General features: G+C 68.5%; 20 protein-coding genes. 7 read left to right on the top strand and 13 right to left on the bottom strand.

Annotation, left to right across the window (positions count from 1 at the left end):
- Positions 1-34: 34 nt before the first annotated feature.
- From cobA to rpmB, 7 genes are all read right to left on the bottom strand, one after another.
- Positions 35-1261 carry a uroporphyrinogen-III C-methyltransferase gene (gene cobA, locus ACFQGD_RS15875; RefSeq protein ID WP_345390481.1) on the bottom strand — a complete coding sequence of 409 codons (1227 nt, stop codon included), beginning with the start codon at positions 1259-1261 and terminating at the stop codon, positions 35-37.
- 75 nt (positions 1262-1336) lie between these two features.
- Complete coding sequence (locus ACFQGD_RS15870) at positions 1337-1780, bottom strand: type II toxin-antitoxin system VapC family toxin (RefSeq protein WP_345390478.1); 444 nt, start codon at positions 1778-1780, stop codon at positions 1337-1339.
- Positions 1777-2085: a toxin-antitoxin system HicB family antitoxin gene (locus ACFQGD_RS15865; RefSeq protein WP_345390475.1), complete on the bottom strand. Its 309-nt coding sequence runs from the start codon at positions 2083-2085 to the stop codon at positions 1777-1779. Before ACFQGD_RS15865 ends, ACFQGD_RS15870 begins: the two co-directional genes overlap by 4 nt.
- Positions 2086-2238: 153 nt before the next feature.
- Complete coding sequence (gene rpsR, locus ACFQGD_RS15860) at positions 2239-2478, bottom strand: 30S ribosomal protein S18 (RefSeq protein ID WP_390183606.1); 240 nt, start codon at positions 2476-2478, stop codon at positions 2239-2241.
- A gap of 2 nt (positions 2479-2480) precedes the next feature.
- A complete protein-coding gene (gene rpsN / locus ACFQGD_RS15855) occupies positions 2481-2786 on the bottom strand; it encodes a 30S ribosomal protein S14 (protein ID WP_345390472.1) in 306 nt (101 codons plus the stop codon).
- Entirely contained in the window at positions 2786-2950 is a 165-nt protein-coding gene (rpmG, locus tag ACFQGD_RS15850; protein ID WP_345390469.1) for a 50S ribosomal protein L33, read from the bottom strand. Before rpmG ends, rpsN begins: the two co-directional genes overlap by 1 nt.
- The gene (gene rpmB / locus ACFQGD_RS15845; RefSeq protein WP_345390466.1) at positions 2950-3186 is read right to left on the bottom strand and encodes a 50S ribosomal protein L28; all 237 of its coding nucleotides are present in this window, start codon (positions 3184-3186) and stop codon (positions 2950-2952) included. Before rpmB ends, rpmG begins: the two co-directional genes overlap by 1 nt.
- Positions 3187-3234: 48 nt before the next feature.
- On the opposite strand from rpmB, the gene mrf reads away from it, so the two are divergent.
- Genes mrf through ACFQGD_RS15830 form a run of 3 tightly spaced genes read left to right on the top strand, consistent with a single transcriptional unit; the run spans position 3235 to position 5226 of the window.
- Positions 3235-4479: a ribosome hibernation factor-recruiting GTPase MRF gene (mrf, locus tag ACFQGD_RS15840; protein WP_345390463.1), complete on the top strand. Its 1245-nt coding sequence runs from the start codon at positions 3235-3237 to the stop codon at positions 4477-4479.
- Entirely contained in the window at positions 4479-4637 is a 159-nt protein-coding gene (gene rpmF / locus ACFQGD_RS15835; protein ID WP_345390460.1) for a 50S ribosomal protein L32, read from the top strand. Before mrf ends, rpmF begins: the two co-directional genes overlap by 1 nt.
- Positions 4638-4677: 40 nt before the next feature.
- Positions 4678-5226: a methylated-DNA--[protein]-cysteine S-methyltransferase gene (locus ACFQGD_RS15830; RefSeq protein ID WP_345390457.1), complete on the top strand. Its 549-nt coding sequence runs from the start codon at positions 4678-4680 to the stop codon at positions 5224-5226.
- Here ACFQGD_RS15830 and ACFQGD_RS15825 read toward each other — a convergent pair.
- Together ACFQGD_RS15825 and ACFQGD_RS15820 are read right to left on the bottom strand one after the other, a co-directional pair.
- Positions 5223-6251 carry an LLM class F420-dependent oxidoreductase gene (locus ACFQGD_RS15825; RefSeq protein ID WP_345390454.1) on the bottom strand — a complete coding sequence of 343 codons (1029 nt, stop codon included), beginning with the start codon at positions 6249-6251 and terminating at the stop codon, positions 5223-5225. The genes ACFQGD_RS15830 and ACFQGD_RS15825 overlap by 4 nt on opposite strands.
- A 39-nt stretch (positions 6252-6290) precedes the next feature.
- Complete coding sequence (locus ACFQGD_RS15820) at positions 6291-7316, bottom strand: oxygenase MpaB family protein (RefSeq protein WP_345390451.1); 1026 nt, start codon at positions 7314-7316, stop codon at positions 6291-6293.
- A gap of 102 nt (positions 7317-7418) precedes the next feature.
- On the opposite strand from ACFQGD_RS15820, the gene ACFQGD_RS15815 reads away from it, so the two are divergent.
- Complete coding sequence (locus ACFQGD_RS15815; protein WP_345390448.1) at positions 7419-8024, top strand: TetR/AcrR family transcriptional regulator; 606 nt, start codon at positions 7419-7421, stop codon at positions 8022-8024.
- A 15-nt stretch (positions 8025-8039) separates the two neighbouring features.
- On the opposite strand, the gene ACFQGD_RS15810 is transcribed toward ACFQGD_RS15815, so the two are convergent.
- Positions 8040-9527: a flavin-containing monooxygenase gene (locus tag ACFQGD_RS15810; protein ID WP_345390445.1), complete on the bottom strand. Its 1488-nt coding sequence runs from the start codon at positions 9525-9527 to the stop codon at positions 8040-8042.
- Positions 9528-10214: 687 nt separating this feature from the next.
- Between ACFQGD_RS15810 and gltB the strand changes: the two genes are divergently transcribed.
- Both gltB and ACFQGD_RS15800 read left to right on the top strand, forming a co-directional pair.
- A complete protein-coding gene (gene gltB, locus ACFQGD_RS15805) occupies positions 10215-14756 on the top strand; it encodes a glutamate synthase large subunit (protein WP_345390442.1) in 4542 nt (1513 codons plus the stop codon).
- Positions 14749-16209: a glutamate synthase subunit beta gene (locus ACFQGD_RS15800; protein ID WP_345390439.1), complete on the top strand. Its 1461-nt coding sequence runs from the start codon at positions 14749-14751 to the stop codon at positions 16207-16209. The genes gltB and ACFQGD_RS15800 overlap by 8 nt, the downstream gene beginning before the upstream one ends.
- Positions 16210-16368: 159 nt before the next feature.
- Here ACFQGD_RS15800 and ACFQGD_RS15795 read toward each other — a convergent pair whose 3' ends face one another.
- Positions 16369-16800, bottom strand: coding sequence for a hypothetical protein (locus ACFQGD_RS15795; protein ID WP_345390436.1), 432 nt, complete (start codon positions 16798-16800; stop codon positions 16369-16371).
- Positions 16801-16901: 101 nt separating this feature from the next.
- Positions 16902-17930, bottom strand: a complete 1029-nt coding sequence (locus ACFQGD_RS15790; protein ID WP_345390433.1) for an RNA polymerase sigma factor — start codon at positions 17928-17930, stop codon at positions 16902-16904.
- Positions 17931-18120: 190 nt separating this feature from the next.
- On the opposite strand from ACFQGD_RS15790, the gene ACFQGD_RS15785 reads away from it, so the two are divergent.
- Entirely contained in the window at positions 18121-19236 is a 1116-nt protein-coding gene (locus tag ACFQGD_RS15785) for an alpha/beta hydrolase (protein WP_390221060.1), read from the top strand.
- Here the strand turns inward: ACFQGD_RS15785 and ACFQGD_RS15780 are convergent.
- Positions 19145-20044, bottom strand: a complete 900-nt coding sequence (locus ACFQGD_RS15780) for a universal stress protein (protein WP_345390427.1) — start codon at positions 20042-20044, stop codon at positions 19145-19147. The two genes, ACFQGD_RS15785 and ACFQGD_RS15780, sit on opposite strands and share 92 nt — an antisense overlap.
- Positions 20045-20072 lie beyond the last annotated feature (28 nt).

Genomic DNA, 20072 nt, shown 5'->3' with positions numbered 1-20072 from the left:
CCGTGTCCGACACTCACAACGCCGTGTCCGACGTTCAGCCGAGTTCGGCGTAGAGACCCGCGACGGGGCCGATCACGATCACAGCGGGCGGGCGGATGTCCTCCGCGGTGATGTCGTCGGCCACGGCGTGCAGCGTCGTGCGCACGACACGCTGCCGCCGTGTGCTGCCCTCCTGGATCACCGCGACCGGCGTGTCATCCTTCCTGCCGCCCGCTAGCAGAACGTCGGCGAACTGCCGGACGCGCTGCACGCCCATCATCAGCACGATCGTGCCGCTGAGCTTGGCGAGCGCGTCCCAGTCGACCAGGCACTCGTCGCTGTCCGGCGACACGTGCCCGGACACCACGACAACCTCGTGTGTCACGCCCCGATGCGTGACCGGCACGTTCGCCAGCGCGGGCACCGAGAACGCACTGGTGATGCCGGGGACGACGCTCACCGGGATGCCCGCCTGGGAGCAGGCGATGAACTCCTCGAAGCCGCGGCCGTAGACGTACGGGTCGCCGCCTTTGAGGCGGACGACGAACTTGCCCTGCTTGGCCTTCTCGATCAGCGTGGAGTTGATCACGTCCTGGCTTGCGGAGCGACCGTACGGGATCTTGGCCGCGTCGACGACCTCGACGTGCGGCGGCAGATCGTCCAGCAGCTCACGGGGCGCGAGCCGGTCGGCGACGACGACGTCGGCTCTGCTGAGCAGCCGACGTCCGGCCACAGTGATCAGTTCAGGATCGCCCGGCCCGCCGCCGACGAGCACAACCGAACCGGTCCGCTCCCCAGGCGCGGGCTCCGGGCGCTGGTCAGCGACCCGGCCTTCGCGCAGCGCGTCGAGCAGGCCGTCGCGCACGGCGGCAGAGCGCAGCGGCTCACCGCCGGAGAGCACCCCGACTAGCAGGCCCTCGTGATTCCCGGTCGCGGGCGTGACGGCCGTGCCCAGCTCACCCGCGTCGGCACGCACACAGAACACGGCTCGCCGTTCCGCCTCGGCACAGACTGCCTCGTTCACGGCGGGGTCGTCGGTGCAGGCGAGCGCGTACCAAGCGCCGTCGAGGTCCCCGTCCGCATAAGCGCGCCGTTCCCAGCTCACCTCACCGGAGTCGACCATGCCCTCCACGGATGGCGTCGTCTCCGGAGAGATCACCACCACCCGGGCGCCAGCACCGACCAGGCGCGGCAGCCGCCGCTGAGCGACCGTGCCACCACCCACCATGACAACCTTGCGTCCGGTGAGATCGAGGCCTGCGAGGTAGTGCTGTTCCGGCATGCCCTAAGCATGACGGGCGTCCCGGTTCGTGGCGCGACGAGGTGGCGCGCTTCATGTCGCGCCCCACACCAGGGGTTACAGGACCGCGCGGAAGCCGTAGGCTGCCGCGACGTCCGCCTGCGCCCTGTCGCGCGTGGCGAAACCGTAATCCTCTTCAGCGGCGAGTTCCGGCACGGTGAGGGTGGCGGCCGCGATGTGCCAAGCGTCCATCGCACGGATGCCGTAGTCCAGCACGATCCGCAGCGCAGTGCGTTCGACGTCGTCTTGGTTCGCGGTGAGCACAGTGATCGGCCCGCTGTCGTGGTCGATGTCGGCGAACCACAGTGCGAGCAGGTCATCGCGCAAGCCTCGGTGCGCCTTCGCAGCACGGACGAGCGCACCTGGAACCTCGATGCGGGACCACGAGCCGGTGACCAGCACGGTCTCCGGATCATCGAGCAACGCCCGCGCATTGTCATGCCCCGGTTCGTCGGCCAGATAGGCACGGGCGAGCACCGAGGAGTCGGCGTAGACGATCACGCGCGGTCCCGGTCCTCATCGATCAGGTCGTCGAGCATGGGGCCGAGCCCGCGTGTCCGCTCCAGCACTCGCTGCCGATCATCACCCTCCTCGGAGCGACGTCCCGGTGTTGCCAGCGGCGCGGCAAGGAGACCAAGCGCCGCCGCACGAGCCCGGACATGGTGCCGAGGCGAGGTCGCTCCGGCTTGTGTCGCCCGGCTGAGGATCTCGTTGGCGAGCGCATTGACCGATCTCCGTTCACGCTGTGCGCGTTCCGTCAACTGCGCATGCAACTCGTCATCGACACGCAGGAGCAGCTGCTTCATAAGCATGATGATAGCACTCCGTATAATTGATAGCATCGCCTCGCTCAAGGGCTGAGTATAATCGAACATAAGTTCGATCGCTATCTCTGCGGCTCCGCGTGTCGGCGGCCGTCGGGCGCACCCCGAACTGCTCCCGACGGCCGCGCCCCAGACTCAGGGCTTCCCGGACCGACCCGGGTATGGCAGCAGCGCCATCTCCCTCGCGTTCTTGATCGCCGCCGCCACCTCGCGTTGCTGCCTCGGCGTCAGGCCGGTCACCCGGCGCGCCCGGATCTTGCCCCGGTCGCTGATGAACTTCCGGAGCAGTTCGACGTCGGTGTAGCGGACCTCGGTGACGTTCGCGTCGAGCAACATGTTGCGCTTGCGCTTCGGGTATCGCTGTGGTCGTGGCATGGCTACCAGCTCGCTTTCGACACGCCGGGCAGCTCGCCGCGATGCGCCATCTCTCGCAGCCGGATGCGGGACAGCCCGAACGCGCGGTTGTACGCCCTCGGCCTGCCGTCCACGACGTCGCGGTTGCGCAGCCGCGTCGGGCTGGCGTCGCGCGGCATCCGCTGCAACGCCGACACGGCCGCCGCCTTCTCCTCCTGCGACGACGACGGCGACGCGATCACCGCCTTCAGCTCGGCGCGACGTTCGGCGTAGCGCGCCACGATGGCACGCCGCTGGACGTCCTTGGCGATCTTGGACTTCTTCGCCATCAGCGTTCCTCCTTGAACTCGACATGGGCCCGCGCCACCGGGTCGTACTTCCGCAGCACCATGCGGTCGGGGTCGTTGCGCCGGTTCTTGCGGGTCACGTAGGTGTAGCCGGTGCCTGCCGTGGACCGGAGCTTGACGAGCTGACGAATCTCGGCGCGTGCCATCAGCAGCGCACCCCCTTCGCGCGCAGCTCGGCGACGACGGCGTCGATGCCACGCTTCTCGATCGTCTTCATGCCTTTGGTTGACACCCGCAGCCGCACCCAGCGCCGTTCGCTCGGCACCCAGTACCTGCGTGTCTGCAGGTTCGGTTCCCAGCGCCGCGACGTTCGCCGATGCGAGTGCGACACCCGCTTGCCATACCCGGGTTCGCGCCCGGTGACCTGACATACCGCCGACATGGACCCTCCTCTTCGTAATGACATTCGTTTTCAATTACACTACACGGCATGCCAACCGACTCCCGCACCCCGCTGGTGCTCATCAGCGGTCTCGCCCTGACGCCAGCCACCGAGTTCGCCGAACGTTTCCTCGCCCTGCCGGGTACGGCCGTCGTGGAGTACAACCTCCGGCAAGTCACCGAGGGCGTAGTCACGCGCAGGTTGCGGCAGGGCCAGGCGAATCAGCTCAGCGTGCTCGAACTCGCCCACGGCTGCGTGTCCTGCACGCTGCGCCACGACATGCTGCCGCTGCTGCGCAAGCTGTCCCAGCGCCCCGAGGTGCGCCGGATCGCCGTCCGTCTCGACGAGGCGATGGAGCCGGAGCCGGTCTGCTACGCCATGCAGGAGGTGCTCGTCGGCGACGCGCCGCTGGACGACTTCGTGCGCCTCGACGGCGTCTACACCGTCATCGACCGAGGCAGCTGGCTCGACGCGGCAACCGGCGACGACCTGCTCGCGGACCACGACCTCATCGCGAGCCCCGAGGACGAACGCACGCTCGCGCAGGTCGCGATCTCGCAGGTCGAGTTCGCCGACGTGCTCATCGAGGCGGGCAGGGAACCCGACACTTGGACGGCGGCCCGCACCAACGCCGTGCTGGACCGCGTCGCGCCTGGCACGCCGAGGGTGCCGCTGTCCAACCTGGACGCCGCGGGCGCGCTGGCCCGCGTGCCGGACGGCGCCCGGCTCGGCGAGCTGACCGACATGCACGGCGCGCTGCTGCGCGGCCAACCCCCGTTGCACGACGAATGTGGCGTCAGCACCGTGCTGTTCGGCGCAACCCGCCCATTTCATCCCGAACGCCTGCACGAGGCCATCGATGTCTTGCTCGACGGCGTCGTCCGGACACGGGGCAGGGCCTGGGTCGCCAGCCAACCCGACGTCGCGCTCTGGGTCGAGTCGGCCGGCGGCGGTCTCGGCATCGGCCACGCCGGTCCATGGCTGGCGGCGGAGAACGGCCCCGGCTGGCAGAACGTCAGCGACGAACGCCGTGCCCTGGCGTCGTTGCGCTGGGATCCGATGTTCGGCGACCGCGCCCAGGAGCTGGTGATCGTCGCGCACCGGATCAGCGCGTCCGAGATCGAGGCCGCCCTGACCGAGGCCCTACTCACCGACGCCGAACTCGCCGCGGGCGAAGAGGAGTGGCTGCGCTACCCGGACCCGTTCGGCGAGTGGCACACCGACCCGTGCGAGGACTCCCAGGTCCCCGACAACCGCACCGACGCGACCCGCGCCGACGAGGGTGACCGCTGATGGCCGTCCCCAAGCGCAAGAAGTCCCGCGCCAACACCCGCTCCCGACGTTCGCGGTGGAAGGCCACCGCGCCCGACCTGGTGCCGATCACGGTCGCGGGTGAGCGCAAGCTCGTGCCACGCAGGCTGGTGAAGTATTACCAGACGCTCGGCCGGTAACTCGTCACGAACTGTCGGTGCCCGCGGGCACAATGCGGGCATGACCCGCTCCCCTGGCTCGACGCTCGCGACCGCCGACCTGGCAACACCAGTGGGCCGGGTGGCGGTCGCGGTCAGCGACGTCGGCGTCCGCGCGATCGGCTGGGGCTCGGCGGACGAGCTCGCCGAGCACCACGACGTCGTCCCCGACGACACCGGACGCGCCGACGCCGCCCTGGCCCAGCTCGCGGAGTACTTCGCGGGCGAGCGCCGCGCGTTCGACGTCCCGCTTGACTGGGGCGGCGTCACCACGACGCAGCGCCGGGTGTTGCGGGCGCTCTACGACCGCGTCCCCTACGGCAGTTCCGTGACGTACGGCGAGCTGGCGACGTTGTCCGGCACCGGCGTACCCGCGCGGGCGATCGGCTCGATCATGGGCAGCAACCCGATCCCGATCGTCGTGCCGTGCCACCGCGTGCTGGCCCACGACGGTCTCGGCGGCTACAGCGGCGGCGCGGGGAACGGCCTCGAGGTGAAGCGGTGGCTACTCACCCTCGAGGGCGCGCTGCCGCCGACGCTGGACTGGAACCCCGCCGGGCTGCCCGGCTAACCCAGCACGACCTCCGCCGCGGCGCGCAGCCGGGACGCGTCGCCCTGCAGCAGCAACGTCGTCGCGCACGTCTCCCGCCAGCGGTCCAGCTCGTCACGGATCTTGGCCGCCGGGCCGATCAGCGCGACGTCCTCCACCAGCTCGGTCGGGATCTTCGCGGTCGCCTCGTCCTTCCGCCCGTCCAGGTACAGCTCCTGGACAGTGTTCGCGACCGACTCGTAGCCCATGCGTACGAACACCTCGTGGTGGAAGTTCGCCTGCTTGGCGCCCATGCCGCCCATATACAGCGCCAGGTACGGCCGGATCTGGTCGGCGGCGGCCTCGACGTCGTCGTGCACGATCAGCGGCACCGACGCCGCCACCTCGAAGTCGTCCCAGCCGCGCCGCGCACCGGGCCGAGCGAAGCCTTCGGCCAGCCGTTCCCGATAGAACGACTCCATCTTCGGCGAGAAGAAGATCGGGAACCAGCCGTCGGCGATCTCGGCGGCGAGCGAGATGTTCTTCGGCCCCTCCGCGCCCAGGTAGATCGGGATGTCCTCCCGGAGCGGGTGCACGATCGACTTGAGCGGTTTCCCGAGGTTCGCCCCGCCCTGGTAGGGCAGTTGGTAGTGCTTGCCGTCGTAGGTCACCGGCCCCTTGCGCGCCAGGACCTGCCGCACGATGTCGATGTACTCGCGCGTCCGCTCCAGCGGCCTCGGGTACGGCTGGCCGTACCACCCCTCGACGACCTGCGGGCCAGACGCGCCGAGCCCCAGGATGAAGCGCCCGCCGGACAGGTGATCGAGGGTGAGTGCGCTCATCGCGGTGGCCACCGGAGTGCGCGCGGACATCTGCACGATGTTCGTGCCAAGCTTGATCCGCGACGTCGACGCGCCCCACCAGGCCAGCGGCGTGAAGGCGTCGGAGCCATACGCCTCGGCGGTCCACACCGAGTCGAACCCGAGTCGTTCGGCCTCCAGGATCGTCTCCCGCGCGCCCTCCGGCGGACCGGCCGACCAGTACCCGATGTGGTAGCCGAGCTTCACACGATCTCCTTTGATCGAATTCACGCAGCGCGTGCGACGTCAGACTCGCGGCGAATAGTGCTTCGGATCGTCGCGACGTGCAAGGGGCGGCAAGTTCCGCGCCGGGGTTTCCACCAGCGGCGCTTCCGCCGCGCGAACACCGCGAGCGCGCTGCCACCCTGCTCGCGCCCGAGGATGGAACCGCCGCTCGAACGGCAACAACGAGAACATGACGTTGATCACCTTCCCGGCGAACCGGTGCAGCCGGGCGTCCCGTGAGGTCCAGCGATAGCCCAGCCGACGCCGCACCGCGGGATGGTAGAAGCCGACGGACAGCCACACGTACCCGCGCGCGATCGGAATCCGCAGCACCCGCCACAGCGGGTCGGGTACCCACGCCGCGAACGGCGGCTTTGGCAGGTCGGAGAGGTCGAGGACGTCGCGAGTGGCCTTGTTGTCCTCCAGCACCTCGGTGCACATGCGGTCGTAGTAGTCCAGAAAGTCCTCCCACGTCTCCGGCACCGGCCGCATGCTCATGCCGTAAAGCCGGTACCACTGGACGTGCTCGTCGAACAGCCTGCGCTTGTCTGCCTCGCTCAGCCCACCGGCGAACACCTCGGCGGTGTGCAGGGTGACCAGGAAGAACGTCGCGTGCGCCCAGTAGTAGGTGTCCGGGTCGAGCGCGTGGTACCGCCTGCCGTGTTTATCGACGCCCTTGATCGTGTCGTGGTAGCCGCGCACTTGCAGCGCTGTCTCGTGCGCTTTCGGGCCGTCGTAGACCACGCCGCCAATCGGATACAGCGAGCGGAACAGGCGCGCGAAGCGCTCCTCGAAGAAGTGGGAGTGCTCCTCGACGCCCGCACCGAGGCCAGGGTGCATGTTCTGCATCGACCCGGCCCACAACGCGAGCAACAGGCCTCGCCAGTCCCCGAAGTACCGCCACGTCAACGAGTCGGGCCCCAACGGCGTGGGCTCGACCTCACGAGTCCCCCGCTCCGGTGTCGCGAGTCCCGCGTTACGGGGCCGCGAGTCCCGACTTCCCGCATCGCGAGTTCCGTCATCCTGTCGCGCGACGTCGTGGCTCATTCCGGCCCCTTTCCGGGCTCGTCTTCGGCGATCCCTATCTGACTACGCCCGTTGTCACGTTCGGATTGACAACGACCGTAGTCAAGTGAGGAGCGACACCCCGTGACAGCCGCGCAGCGCACCTGGGCAGGAACGACGCTCGCCGACCGCAAGGCGGCGCGACGACGTCAGCTCATCGAGGCGGGGCTGGAACTGCTCGGCACGGCAGGCACGCAGGCGGTGTCGGTGCGTGCGGTGTGCCGCACGGCCAAGCTGACCGAACGCTACTTCTACGAGAGCTTCGCCGACCGCGACGCGCTGCTGCTCGCCGTCTACGACCAGGTCGCCCAGGAGGCCCACGACGCGCTGGTCACTGCCGTACGCGACACGCAGGATGAGCTGACCGCGCTGGTCCGCGCGGCGGTGACATCGTTCGTCGAGCTGATCATCGACGATCCGCGCAAAGGCACGGTGCTACTCCTCGCGCCGCTCACCGACCCCGCACTGATCCGGCGCGGGGCGGAGCTGCTGCCGACGTTCACGACGTTGATCCACGACCAGCTCCCGGCAAGCGACCACACCGAACGGCGGCTGATCGCGGTCGGCGTCACCGGTGCGCTGACGAACCTGTTCATGGCGTATCTGAACGGCACCCTCGACGTTCCCCGCGACCGGCTCGTGGAGCACTGCGTGCGGATGCTGCTCACGGCAGCGCGCGGCGCGCGGTAAGGCCGCCGGCCGCCGTCAGTCCCGCTCGGACGAGCGTCCCACCAGCTGAAAGTCGTTCGGCTTGACCTTGCGGGTGCCCAGCCAGTACTTCCAGGTGAACCCCGGCCAGATCGTCCGGTTCACGCCCTGGGAGTCCAGGTACCACGACGTGCACCCGCCAGTGGTCCAGATGCCATCGGCGAGCTTGCGCTGGATGTCGTCCTGGAACTCGTCCTGCACCTCGGGGCGCACTTCCAACGCGGCGGCCTCGGCGCGCTCGGCGAGCCGGATCGCGTCGAGCACATAGCGGGCCTGCGACTCGATCATGAACACCACGGACATGTGACCGAGTCCGGTGTTCGGGCCGAGTAGGAAGAACAGGTTCGGGAACCCGGCGACGGTGATGCCCTTGTGGGTGGTCATACCCTCGTCGCGCCAGGTCTTCGCCAGGTCCCTGCCACCGACGCCGGTGATCTCGATGTAGTCGAACGCGTCGGTCACGTGGAAGCCCGTGCCGTAGATGATGACGTCGACCTCGTGCTCCTCCCCTGCGGCGTCGACCACGCTGTGCTCGCGCACCTCGGTGATGCCCTCGGTGACGACGTCGACGTTCTCCCTTGCCAGCGCCGGGTAGTAGTCGTTGGCCTGCAACACCCGCTTGCAGCCCATGGTGTAGTCCGGCGTCAGCTTCCGCCGCAGCTCCGGGTCCTTGATCGCGCGCCGCATGTGCCACTTCGCGATCCGCTCAGCGGCGCGCATCAGCGCCGGGTGGCCGTTGAACCCGATGGCGCGGGCCTCGAGGAACCAGTACAGGAACGTACGCACCAGCCGCTGCGTGAACGGCAGCGCGCGGAACAGCGCCTTCGCGAACGCGGGCACCTGGTGGTCCGGCTTCGGCATGACCCACGGCGCGGTGCGCTGGAACAGCGTCAGTTTCTCCACCTCGGGCGCGATCTGGGGCACGAACTGGATCGCGCTCGCGCCCGTGCCGACGACGGCGACGCGCTTGCCCCGTAGGTCGACGTCGTGGTCCCACTCGGCGGAGTGGAACGACGGCCCCTGGAAGCTCTCGACGCCGGCGAGCTTCGGAATGTTGGGGATGTGCAGCGCGCCGACACCGGAGACCAGGAAACGGCCGGTGAAGCTGTCGCCCTTCGTGCTAGTCACCGTCCAGGTCGCGGCGTCCTCGTCCCAGCGGGCGCTGGCCATCTCGACGCCGAAGCGGATGTGGGAGCGGAGGTCGTACTTGTCGGCGACGCCCTTCAGGTAGTCGAAGATCTCCGGCTGGCCGGAGAACGCCCGCGACCAATTCGGATTCTGCTCGTAGGAGAACGAGTACATGTGCGACTGGATGTCGCAGGCACAACCGGGATACGTGTTGTCACGCCACGTGCCGCCGACCTCGTCGGCCTTCTCCAGGATGACGAAGTCGTCGCGGCCGTCCTTGAGCAGTTGGATGGCCATGCCCAGGCCGGAGAACCCGGTACCGACGATAATGACTGTGGCACGCTCGGGCTGCGCCATGCTTCCTCCACACCCTCGGGGCTGCACCTGTGTTACTAGAGGTAACGGTTACCTCCAGGTAGCATGAGCGACCAGCCCTAGCCGTGTCAAGCGCAACTGCAAGCACTCCGCAAGCGCTACAGCGGTTACCATGGACGTTCGAGCAACGGCGCTCACCGCACGACGACGTGCCCATAACCGAACGGATCGGCAGGCTTTCCGCAACGCGGCGGAAACAAGCACGATGCTTCACCGCATCTGAGCGACCTCCAGCTGGGTCGTTCGGACGCGGAGCCTCCAGGCGAGGGTCCACGGGTCAGGTGACCCAGGCCCGGGGTTCGCGGGGGCGGAGCCCCCGCAGGAGCGTCAACCGCACGTGGGATTTCCCACGACTCGGCCCGCAGGTATCCACATAACCCGAATTTCACACTAAAGTAATCTGACCCCGGAAATCCCGGGGACAGCGAACTGCGCGCCTGCGGCCTCCGCCAATCCGGGGGCGACGCCGAGCGCGCATGGACACACGACGAGGTGTGTCAGCAGGTCACACAGTGCGGTGTGATCGCCTGCCTATCGGGCAGCTCAGTCTCACTATCGCGACTCCGGGCGGCATCGTTAGCTGCCGATCTCAGTACCGCTGGATCGGACTAGTCAGCGCGCGATCAGCCGCGACCGGCAGCGCCGACACCCATGGGAGGACGGCCAGCCGTGACCCACCACAACCCCCTTACCCGCAGCGGCGCGGGGCTCTACGACGAGTCTTTCGAGCACGACGCCTGTGGTGTCGCCTTCGTCGCCGATCTCGCGGGAAGGCGCGATCACGACATCGTGCGTAAGGCTCTCGTCGCCCTGCGAAACCTCGAGCACCGCGGTGCGCGCGGCGCCGAACCGGAGACCGGTGACGGCGCTGGCCTGCTGATCCAGGTGCCTGATGCGTTCTACCGCGATGTCGTCGACTTCGAGCTGCCCGAGGCGGGCGGCTACGTGGTGGGCACCGCGTTCCTGCCAGCCGACGACGATGCGCGGGACAAGGCCAAGTCGACCATCGAGCGCATCGCGGCCGAGGAGGACATGCGCCCGCTCGGCTGGCGCGAGCTGCCGGTCGACCCCGAGCACGTGGGTCCGACCGCGGCCACGACCATGCCGCACTTCTCCCAGCTGTTTCTCGCCCCGCGCGACGAGACCGTCACCGGGATGGCGCTGGAGCGGCTGGCGTTCATCGTGCGCAAGCGCGCCGAGCACGCACTCGAGGACCGGAACGTCTACTTCCCGAGCCTGTCGTCGCGCACCATCATCTACAAGGGCATGCTCACCGAGCCGCAGGTGGAGAAGTTCTTCCTCGATCTGCGAGACGAGCGCGTGACCAGCTCGATCGGCCTGGTCCACTCGCGATTCTCCACGAACACCTTCCCGTCGTGGCCGCTGGCGCACCCGTACCGCTATGTCGCCCACAACGGTGAGATCAACACGCTGCGTGGCAACCGCAACTGGATGGACGCGCGCGAGTCGATGCTGGACAGTGACCTGTTCCCCGGCAAGCTGGAGCGGGTCTACCCGATCATCACCAGGGGCGCCAGCGACTCGGCGTCGTTCGACGAGGTGCTTGAGCTGCTCCACCTCGGCGGCCGCCCGCTGCCGCACGCCGTGCTGATGATGATCCCCGAGGCGTGGGAGAACCACGACGAGATGGACCCGGCGCGCAGGGCGTTCTACGAGTACCACTCCACGATGATGGAACCGTGGGACGGTCCCGCCCTGGTCGCGTTCACCGACGGCACCCAGATCGGTGCGGTGCTTGACCGCAACGGCCTGCGTCCCGCCCGTTACTGGGTAACCGAGGACGGCCTGGTCGTCGCCGCGTCCGAGGTCGGCGTGCTCGACATCGAGCCGTCGTCGATCGTGAAGAAGGGTCGCCTCGAACCGGGCAGGATGTTCCTGGTCGACACGGCCGAGGGCCGCATCATCGACGACGCCGAGATCAAGGGCCAGCTCGCCGCGGAGCACCCCTACGGCGCGTGGGTGGAGAAGGGCATGCTGCGCTTGGCGGAACTGCCCGACCGCGAGCGAGAGGTGCCGACGCATTCCTCGCTGGTGCGCCGCCAGCAGTCGTTCGGCTACACCGAGGAGGAGCTGTCGGTGCTGCTCGCGCCGATGGCCCGGGCCGGTGCCGAGCCGATCGGCTCGATGGGCAACGACTCGCCACTCGCACCGCTTTCGGCGCGTTCGCGGCAGTTGTTCGACTACTTCACCCAGCTGTTCGCGCAGGTCACCAACCCGCCGCTGGACGCCATCCGTGAGGAGATGGTGACCGCCCTCGGCGCGCAGCTCGGCACCGAGCCGAACCTGCTCGAGGCAGGGCCGGAGCACGCCCGCAAGATCGTGCTGCCGTTCCCGGTGCTGGACAACGACGAGCTCGCCAAGCTCATCCACATCAACGACGACGGCGACCTGCCGGAGTTCCAGTCGGTCACCATCGACGGCCGCTATCCGGTTCACGGCGGCGGCGAGGCGCTGGTGCGCAGGCTGGACGAGATCCGTAGTGAGGTCGTCGAGGCCATCCACGACGGCGCGCGGGTGATCGTGCTCTCCGACAGGGGCGTCGACGCCGAGAACGCACCGATCCCGTCGCTGCTGCTGACCGGCGCGGTCCACCACCACCTGGTGCGGGAGAAGCTGCGCACGCAGGTGGGCCTCGTCGTTGAGTCCGGTGACGCCCGCGAGGTGCACCACATCGCGCTGCTGATCGGTTTCGGCGCGGCCGCGGTGAACCCGTACCTGGCGATGGCCACCGTTGAGGAGATGGCCGAGCGCGGCATCCTGGGCGACACCGACCCGAAGCACGCCACCCAGAACCTCATCAAGGCGCTGGGCAAGGGTGTACGCAAGACGATGTCGAAGATGGGCGTCTCGACCGTCGCCTCCTACACCGGCGCGCAGATCTTCGAGGCGTTCGGACTCGGCGAGGAGGTCATCGAGTCCTGCTTCACCGGCACGACATCGCGGCTGGGCGGCGTCGGCTTCGACACCCTCGCCGAAGAGGTCGCGCAGCGGCACCGGGTCGCGTTCCCGGCCGACGGTGTGCACGCCAGCCACCGCGAGCTGGAGTTCGGCGGTGACTACCAGTGGCGTCGTGAGGGCGAGCACCACCTGTTCAACCCGCAGACGGTGTTCAAGCTCCAGCACTCCACCCGCTCGGGCAAGTACGACATCTTCAAGGAATACACCAAGTCGGTTGACGACCAGGCCGAGAAGCTGATGACGCTGCGCGGCCTGTTCGAGCTGAAGGAGGGCGTGCGCCCGCCGGTGCCGATCGAGGAGGTCGAGCCGGTCGAGTCCATCGTCAAGCGGTTCTCCACCGGCGCCATCTCCTACGGCTCGATCTCCAAGGAGATGCACGAGACCCTCGCGATCGCGATGAACCGGCTCGGCGCGAAGTCGAACACCGGTGAGGGCGGCGAGGACGTCGACCGCCTCTATGACCCGGAGCGGCGCAGTGCGATCAAGCAGGTCGCGTCCGGCCGATTCGGCGTGACCAGCGAGTACCTGGTCAACGCCGATGACATCCAGATCAAGATGGCCCAGGGCGCGAAGCCGGGCGAGGGTGGCCAACTGCCCGGCACCAAGGTGTACCCGTGGATCGCGACGACGCGGCACTCGACGCCGGGCGTCGGGCTGATCTCACCGCCGCCGCACCACGACATCTACTCCATCGAGGACCTGGCGCAGCTCATCCACGACCTGAAGAACGCCAACCCGAACGCCCGCATCCACGTGAAGCTGGTGTCCGAGGTCGGTGTCGGCACGGTCGCGGCTGGTGTGTCCAAGGCGCATGCCGACGTCGTGCTGATCTCGGGTCACGACGGTGGCACCGGCGCCTCGCCGCTGTCGTCGATCAAGCACGCGGGTGCGCCGTGGGAGCTGGGGCTGGCCGAGACGCAGCAGACGCTGCTGTCCAACCGGCTGCGGGACCGGATCGTGGTGCAGACCGACGGTCAGCTCAAGACCGGCCGCGACGTGATCGTCGCCGCGCTGCTCGGCGCCGAGGAGTACGGCTTCGCGACCGCACCGCTGGTCGTCTCGGGCTGCATCATGATGCGGGTCTGCCACTTGGACACCTGCCCGGTCGGTGTCGCCACGCAGAACCCGAAGCTGCGGGAGAAGTTCTCCGGCAAGGCCGACTACGTGGTGAACTTCTTCGAATACATCGCCCAAGAGGTGCGGGAGTACCTCGCGGCGCTTGGCTTCCGCTCGCTGGACGAGGCGATCGGCCACGCCGAGATGCTCGACACCAGCAAGGCGGTCGACCACTGGAAGGCCAAGGGACTAGACCTGTCGCCGATCTTCCACGTGCCGGAGATCTCCGAAGGCGCGGCGCGCCACCAGGTCGTGGGCCAGGACCACGGCCTCGACAAGGCGCTGGACAACACGCTGATCCAGCTCGCTGAGGGAGCGCTCAACGAGGGCACCCCGGTCAAGCTGGAGCTGCCGGTGCGCAACGTGAACCGCACCGTCGGCACCATGCTGGGCCACGAGCTGACCAAGCGCTGGGGCGGCGAGGGCCTGCCGGACAACACCATCGACGTGACGTTCACCGGAACCGCGGGCCAGTCGTTCGGCGCGTTCGTGCCGAAGGGCATCACGCTGCAGCTGATCGGCGACGGCAACGACTACGTCGCCAAGGGTCTCTCCGGTGGCCGGGTCATCATCCGGCCACACGACGACGCGCAGTTCGTCGCCGAGGAGAACCTGATCGCCGGCAACGTCATCGCCTACGGTGCGACCGGCGGCGAGCTGTATCTGCGCGGCAAGGTCGGTGAGCGGTTCTGCGTCCGGAACTCAGGTGCGACCGCCGTCGTCGAGGACGTCGGTGACCACGGCTGCGAGTACATGACCGGCGGCAAGGTCGTCGTGCTCGGCGGTATCGGCCGCAACTTCGCGGCGGGCATGTCGGGCGGCATCGCCTACATCCTCGACCTGGAGGCCAAGCGGCACCGGGTCAACACGGAGATGGTCGACCTCGACCCGCTGGACGACGACGACCGCGAGTTCCTGCGCGATGCCGTCGAGCGGCACTACGCCGAAACCGGCTCAACCGTCGCGCACCGGCTGCTGACCGACTTCGACACCGCCGTGGAGCGGTTCGGCAAGGTCATGCCGAAGGACTTCAAGCGCGTGCTCGCCGCGCAGGCTCAGGCCGAGCGCGATGGCCGCGACATCAACGAGGCGATCATGGAGGCGGCGCATGGCTGACCCCAAGGGTTTCATGACCACCGAGCGGGAGGTGCCGAAGACTCGGCCGGTGCCGCTGCGACTGAAGGACTGGCGCGAGGTCTACGAGGACCCGGCCGAGTTCGCCCAGGGCAAGCTGCCCAAGCAGGCTGGCCGCTGCATGGACTGCGGCATTCCCTTCTGTCACGAGGGCTGCCCGCTAGGCAACCTGATCCCGGACTGGAACACGCTAGTCTGGCGGGACGACTGGGCCGACGCCATCGAGCGGCTGCACGCGACCAACAACTTCCCGGAGTTCACCGGAACGCTGTGCCCCGCGCCGTGTGAGTCGGCGTGCGTGCTCGGCATCAACGACGACCCGGTGACGATCAAACGCGTCGAGATCTCGATCATCGACCGCGCCTGGGACGAGGGCTGGGTCAAGCCGGTGTTGCCGGAGACCAAGACCGGCAAGAAGGTCGCGGTCGTCGGTTCCGGCCCCGCTGGGCTGGCCGCCGCGCAGCAGCTGACCCGCGCGGGACACGACGTCGTCGTGTTCGAGCGGGCCGACAAGATCGGTGGCCTGCTGCGCTACGGCATTCCCGAGTTCAAGATGGAGAAGTTCCGGCTGGACCGGCGGCTCGACCAGATGCGGGCAGAGGGCACCGAGTTCCGCACCGAGGTCAACGTCGGCGTCGACGTCACGGCGGCGCGACTGCGCGAGGAGTACGACGCGGTGGTGCTGTCCGGCGGCGCGACGCAGTGGCGGGACCTGCCGATCCCAGGCCGCGAGGCGGAAGGCGTCTACCAGGCGATGGAGTACCTGCCGCCCGCGAACAAGGTCGCCAGCGGTGACCTGGCGGACACGCCGATCAGCGCCAAGGACAAGGACGTCGTCATCATCGGCGGCGGCGACACCGGCGCCGACTGTCTCGGCACGGCCCACCGGCAGGGCGCGCGATCGGTGACGCAGCTGGAGATCATGCCGAAGCCACCGGAGTCGCGCGGCGAGGCGAACCCGTGGCCGACGTATCCGATGATCTACCGGACCTCCTCGGCACACGAGGAAGGTGGCGAGCGGGTCTTCTCGGTCAACACCCAGGAGTTCCTCGCCGACGACGACGGCAAGCTGCGGGCGATCAAGCTCGTCGACGTCGAGCGCGTCGACGGCCGCTTCGAACCGGTTCCCGGCACGGAACGCGAGATCCCGGCACAACTGGTGACGCTGGCGATGGGCTTCGTCGGCCCGGAGAAGGGCGCGCTGCTGGAAGACCTGGGCGTCGACTACGACGAGCGCGGCAACGTGGCGCGTGACCAGGACTACCAGACCAATGTGGACGGCGTGTTCAGCGCCGGTGACATCGGCCGGGGTCAGTCCCTGATCGTGTGGGCGATCGCCGAGGGCCGCGCCGCCGCGGCCGGGGTGGATGCCTACCTGACCGGCAGGGACGTGCTGCCCCGCCCGATCAACCCGACCGATCGCCCGATCGCGTAACCCGCGGCCACCGGTCGGCGACCGCACCACGGCCACCGGTCTACCGCATCCCCCGAACGCGGCCCGCTGACAATGGCGTCAGCGGGCCGTTTCTCGCGGACCACTACGAGAATCAACGCGCCGGTCGGGGGCGGCGAATCCACCATGCTGGATGTCGAATCATTGGGGTGGTACGCACGTCTTCTCGCCGTCGATCTCCACGCAGATGGCGGCCGACGGTGGCGCCGGAGCGTGCAGCTCGAGACGGCGGATATTGTCGGACGGCCCGGAACGCTCGAAGTGAGCGTATTTGAGCACCGCGACGACATACTCCTCGACGCCGGTCGGGTTGGCCGTTACTCGGACTTCCGATCCCGTCTCGCTCCTGTCCGCCGTCGAACAGGACGCCCGCGTAATCACGATCCGTGTTCCCACGGGAGTCAGGGTGGTCTCGGACTCTTGATCGACCATCACCACGTCGTCATCGCACCGAGGATCGTGGGATGCGGCAGCCGACTTCTGACCCAGTTCGGACGCTCCCACCACCGCCGAGGCGATCAGAAGCGGCAGCACCGCCAGCGTCGTAGCGATCCGTCGACGATTTTCCCTCATGTCCATCTCCTTCCCCGGGGGTTACGTCATCCCCGGTCCGCCCAGGAGTACGGAGCACAATGCCGCCACTGACAGCCGCGGCGAGATTTTATGGCTGGGCCTCACCCGAGCGTCGACGACGTGCCCGTGGGTGGAGACGGCGTCGCGGCCTGATCCGGCTCGCAAGACACGAGACGGCACGGGAGCATGGGGCCGGTGGCATCGCTGCGCCCGTCGATCACGACCGTCCCAACGGGAGTGTCGATCGTGACCCGGTGGCTGCTCTGCGGACCGCCGCGGGGATCAGGATGAACCGCCAACTCGTGCCGCACCTCCGGCACCGGGCCATCGTGGCGCGGAGGTGGCGACCCGGAGTCTCGCCGCTCGCCCGTTTCGCGCGCGGTCGACGACGCCGGCCGCGACGATCGTGCCGTCGAGTTCGGCGAGCTGGTGGAGCTCGGCCGCTGCTCGATGGATTGTTCAGCGGCCGCCCTCGGTGGTGGGGATTCGGTGCTGTTCACCGCGCTCCCACCGACAAGGCCCGTGCTCACCGCCGCGACCGTGGCGACGGTGGCTGCCGATGTCGTGGTGAGCTGCCTGCGAACCGCCCTGACGGTCACCACGACGCCGACCCACGCCGCGACGAAGCCGCGCCGGAGCACGGCGAGGTGATCCTGACACCGCCGCCGAGCGCGTGATGTTCGCTGATGCACCGCCGGCAGCGCGACACCGGTCCGCTGCGCGATCGCGCTGGGACTCATCTCCTGCCAATACCGCATCACCAACATGTCCCGATCACTTGGCGACAGCGCCGCGAGTGCCCGATGGATATCGGTGTGATCATCTCGAGTGATGACCGCGTCGGCGGCGTCGGCGACATCTGGCGTGACCGCGCGCGCCAACATTCGCCGCTCGGCGCGACGTCGCCGTTGCCCGTCGGCCACGACCCGTCGTGCGATCGTGAAGATCAGCGGCTCGAGCGGCTGGTCGGGGTCGATCCGAGACCACATCGCCCAGAGCCGCATCAACGTCACCTGCGTGGCGTCCTCGATGTCCTCGATGCTGAGCTCGCCCTGTCCCTTGGCGCGCACGTACCCAAAGATCCGGCCCCGGTACCGGCGGCAGAAATCGCCAAAACCGTCGTCCCCCACATCCACCACCTATTTCACTGAGTGATTCATATGTATTAGCAGGGAACCTATTATCCGAATTTCGCATGTCCTCGTCAAAGGACATTCGACGTGATGGCGCCTACAGACCGGTATCCACACCGGACCGCCCCGCGTTAGTTTACGCGTGAGTAGGTTTGGAGGATCGGTGCTGCAGTTTCTGACAAAACCCATGGCCACAGCGGCCCGCAACGCCTGGGCATTGGCGTTCGGCGATGGTGTGGAGCCACCGCACGCCACGCCGTCGATGGTGGTCCACGACGAACCGCACCAAGTGCTGCGCCGATTCACCGAGCCGTCCTCGTCCACGGCACCGGATGCCGTGCCATCGCCGGTGCTGCTCGTGCCACCGCTCGCCGCGCCCGCGAGTTGCTTCGACCTGCGCGAGGGCCACAGCGTCGCTGAGTTCCTCGTCGGCACCGGCAGGCGCACCTACCTGGTCGACTACGGCGAGATCGGCTTCGCCGACCGGCACATGGCTATGGAGGACTGGATAGACGAGATCATCCCCAACGCCGTCCGCCGCACCTCCAACGCCGAGGACGGCGCGAGTGTCGACGTCGTAGCCTGGTCCATCGGCGGCACGCTCAGTCTGCTGGCCGCCGCAGCGCACCATGACCTACCGATCCGCTCGATCACGGCCGTTGGCAGCCCAATCGACTACGGCAAGCTGCCGATGCTGCGACCGTGGCGACGGATCGGCAGGCTCACCGGTGGCGAGCCCGTCACCAGCGTCTACCGGCTCGCGGGCGGCATCCCCGGCACGCTGGTACGCACCGCGTTCAGCGTCACCGCGCTGGATCGCACACTCACCAAGCCGGCGTTCATCGCCCGCAACCTGCTCGATACCGACGCGCTCGGCAAGATGCAGGCGGTCGACCGTTTCATATCCGCGATGCCCGCCTACCCTGGCCGGTTCTACGGCCAGGTCAACGGCAGGCTCATGATCCACAACGATCTCGCGCGCGGGACGCTGAAGCTCGGCGGGCGCCGGATCGATCTCGCCAACGTGTCGGTTCCGGTGCTGCTCGTCGCGGGCACCACCGACGTCATCACCACTGAGGCGGCGGCGCGCGGCGGCGTCGCGGTGCTCACCGGCACGTCAGTGCGGTTCGAGACGACGAGGGGCAGCCACCTCGGCATCCTCACCGGTCCAGAGGCGCGCCAGACAACGTGGCGCTACCTCGATGAGTTCCTCACCGCTCAGGATGGGCCCGCACCACAAGTACCGGACAACGCGCGTGGTGCAGCAGAGCCTGGCTCGTCGAACCGAGCAGCAGCCCGCTGAAGCCGCCCCTGCCCCTGCTGCCGACCACGACCAGGCACGCGGACTCGCTCCACTCCAGCAGCCGCTCGCGCGGTTTCGACCGCACCAGATCGCGCTCGACGGTCACATCGGGATAACGCTCGGTCCACCCGGCGAGCCGCTCCGCCAGCACGCGCTCCTCGGCTTGGTCCAGTGGCTCCCAGTCGTGGGCCATCCTGGTCTCACTGAACACGGCCTTCGCGTCGCTGTCGGTGTAAGCGTGCATCGCGACCAGCCGCACCCCGCGATACGCCGCCTGCTCGAACGCGCATCCCAGCGCGTGCTCGCTGAGTTCGCTGCCGTCCACGCCGACGACGACGGGTGCGTCGGCGCGATCGACGTCGCCTCGCACCGCGATCACCGGGCAGTGCGCGTGCGCGGCCAGCGTGATGGTCGTTGAGCCGAGCAGCACTCCGGTGAACGTACCCCGGCCCGACTCGCCGAGCACGATGCTGCGTGCGGAGCTCGACGCCTCGATCAGCGCGATCACCGGCGGGTCGGTCGTGGACTCCGCGCTGACCTCGATGCCCGGCGCCGCCTCCGCCGCGGCGCTCTCGGCATCGCGGAGCACGTTCTCCGAGTCCTGTTCGAGCAGATGGAACAGCTCCGTGGACGGTGAGATCGCCCCACCGGGAAAGAACTCCGGCACCCCGATGGCATGCACGACTCGTAGCCCGACACCGTGCCCCGCGGCTTCACGGGCGGCCCAGCGCACCGCGCGTAGCGCCGGTTCCGACCCGTCGACGCCCACCACGACCGGCCCGGTCCACTCCTGGTGCTCCTGTGTCATCGCCGCCTCCCGCCGTGCAGACGTGTTC

Source organism: Haloechinothrix salitolerans (assembly GCF_042662605.1).
Classification (GTDB): domain Bacteria; phylum Actinomycetota; class Actinomycetes; order Mycobacteriales; family Pseudonocardiaceae; genus Haloechinothrix_A; species Haloechinothrix_A salitolerans.
Note: the sequence above shows the minus strand (reverse complement) of the source record. Positions and strands in the feature narration are given on the sequence as shown.

Excerpts from the sequence above, each read along its gene's own strand:
- cobA (WP_345390481.1), bottom strand. The coding sequence starts at position 1,261 with ATGCCGGAACAGCACTACCTCGCAGGCCTCGATCTCACCGGACGCAAG.
- ACFQGD_RS15865 (WP_345390475.1), bottom strand. The coding sequence starts at position 2,085 with ATGAAGCAGCTGCTCCTGCGTGTCGATGACGAGTTGCATGCGCAGTTG.
- rpsR (WP_390183606.1), bottom strand. The coding sequence starts at position 2,478 with ATGCCACGACCACAGCGATACCCGAAGCGCAAGCGCAACATGTTGCTC.
- rpsN (WP_345390472.1), bottom strand. The coding sequence starts at position 2,786 with ATGGCGAAGAAGTCCAAGATCGCCAAGGACGTCCAGCGGCGTGCCATC.
- rpmG (WP_345390469.1), bottom strand. The coding sequence starts at position 2,950 with ATGGCACGCGCCGAGATTCGTCAGCTCGTCAAGCTCCGGTCCACGGCA.
- rpmB (WP_345390466.1), bottom strand. The coding sequence starts at position 3,186 with ATGTCGGCGGTATGTCAGGTCACCGGGCGCGAACCCGGGTATGGCAAG.
- mrf (WP_345390463.1), top strand. The coding sequence starts at position 3,235 with ATGCCAACCGACTCCCGCACCCCGCTGGTGCTCATCAGCGGTCTCGCC.
- rpmF (WP_345390460.1), top strand. The coding sequence starts at position 4,479 with ATGGCCGTCCCCAAGCGCAAGAAGTCCCGCGCCAACACCCGCTCCCGA.
- ACFQGD_RS15830 (WP_345390457.1), top strand. The coding sequence starts at position 4,678 with ATGACCCGCTCCCCTGGCTCGACGCTCGCGACCGCCGACCTGGCAACA.
- ACFQGD_RS15820 (WP_345390451.1), bottom strand. The coding sequence starts at position 7,316 with ATGAGCCACGACGTCGCGCGACAGGATGACGGAACTCGCGATGCGGGA.
- ACFQGD_RS15810 (WP_345390445.1), bottom strand. The coding sequence starts at position 9,527 with ATGGCGCAGCCCGAGCGTGCCACAGTCATTATCGTCGGTACCGGGTTC.
- ACFQGD_RS15800 (WP_345390439.1), top strand. The coding sequence starts at position 14,749 with ATGGCTGACCCCAAGGGTTTCATGACCACCGAGCGGGAGGTGCCGAAG.
- ACFQGD_RS15795 (WP_345390436.1), bottom strand. The coding sequence starts at position 16,800 with ATGAGGGAAAATCGTCGACGGATCGCTACGACGCTGGCGGTGCTGCCG.
- ACFQGD_RS15785 (WP_390221060.1), top strand. The coding sequence starts at position 18,121 with ATGGCCACAGCGGCCCGCAACGCCTGGGCATTGGCGTTCGGCGATGGT.
- ACFQGD_RS15780 (WP_345390427.1), bottom strand. The coding sequence starts at position 20,044 with ATGACACAGGAGCACCAGGAGTGGACCGGGCCGGTCGTGGTGGGCGTC.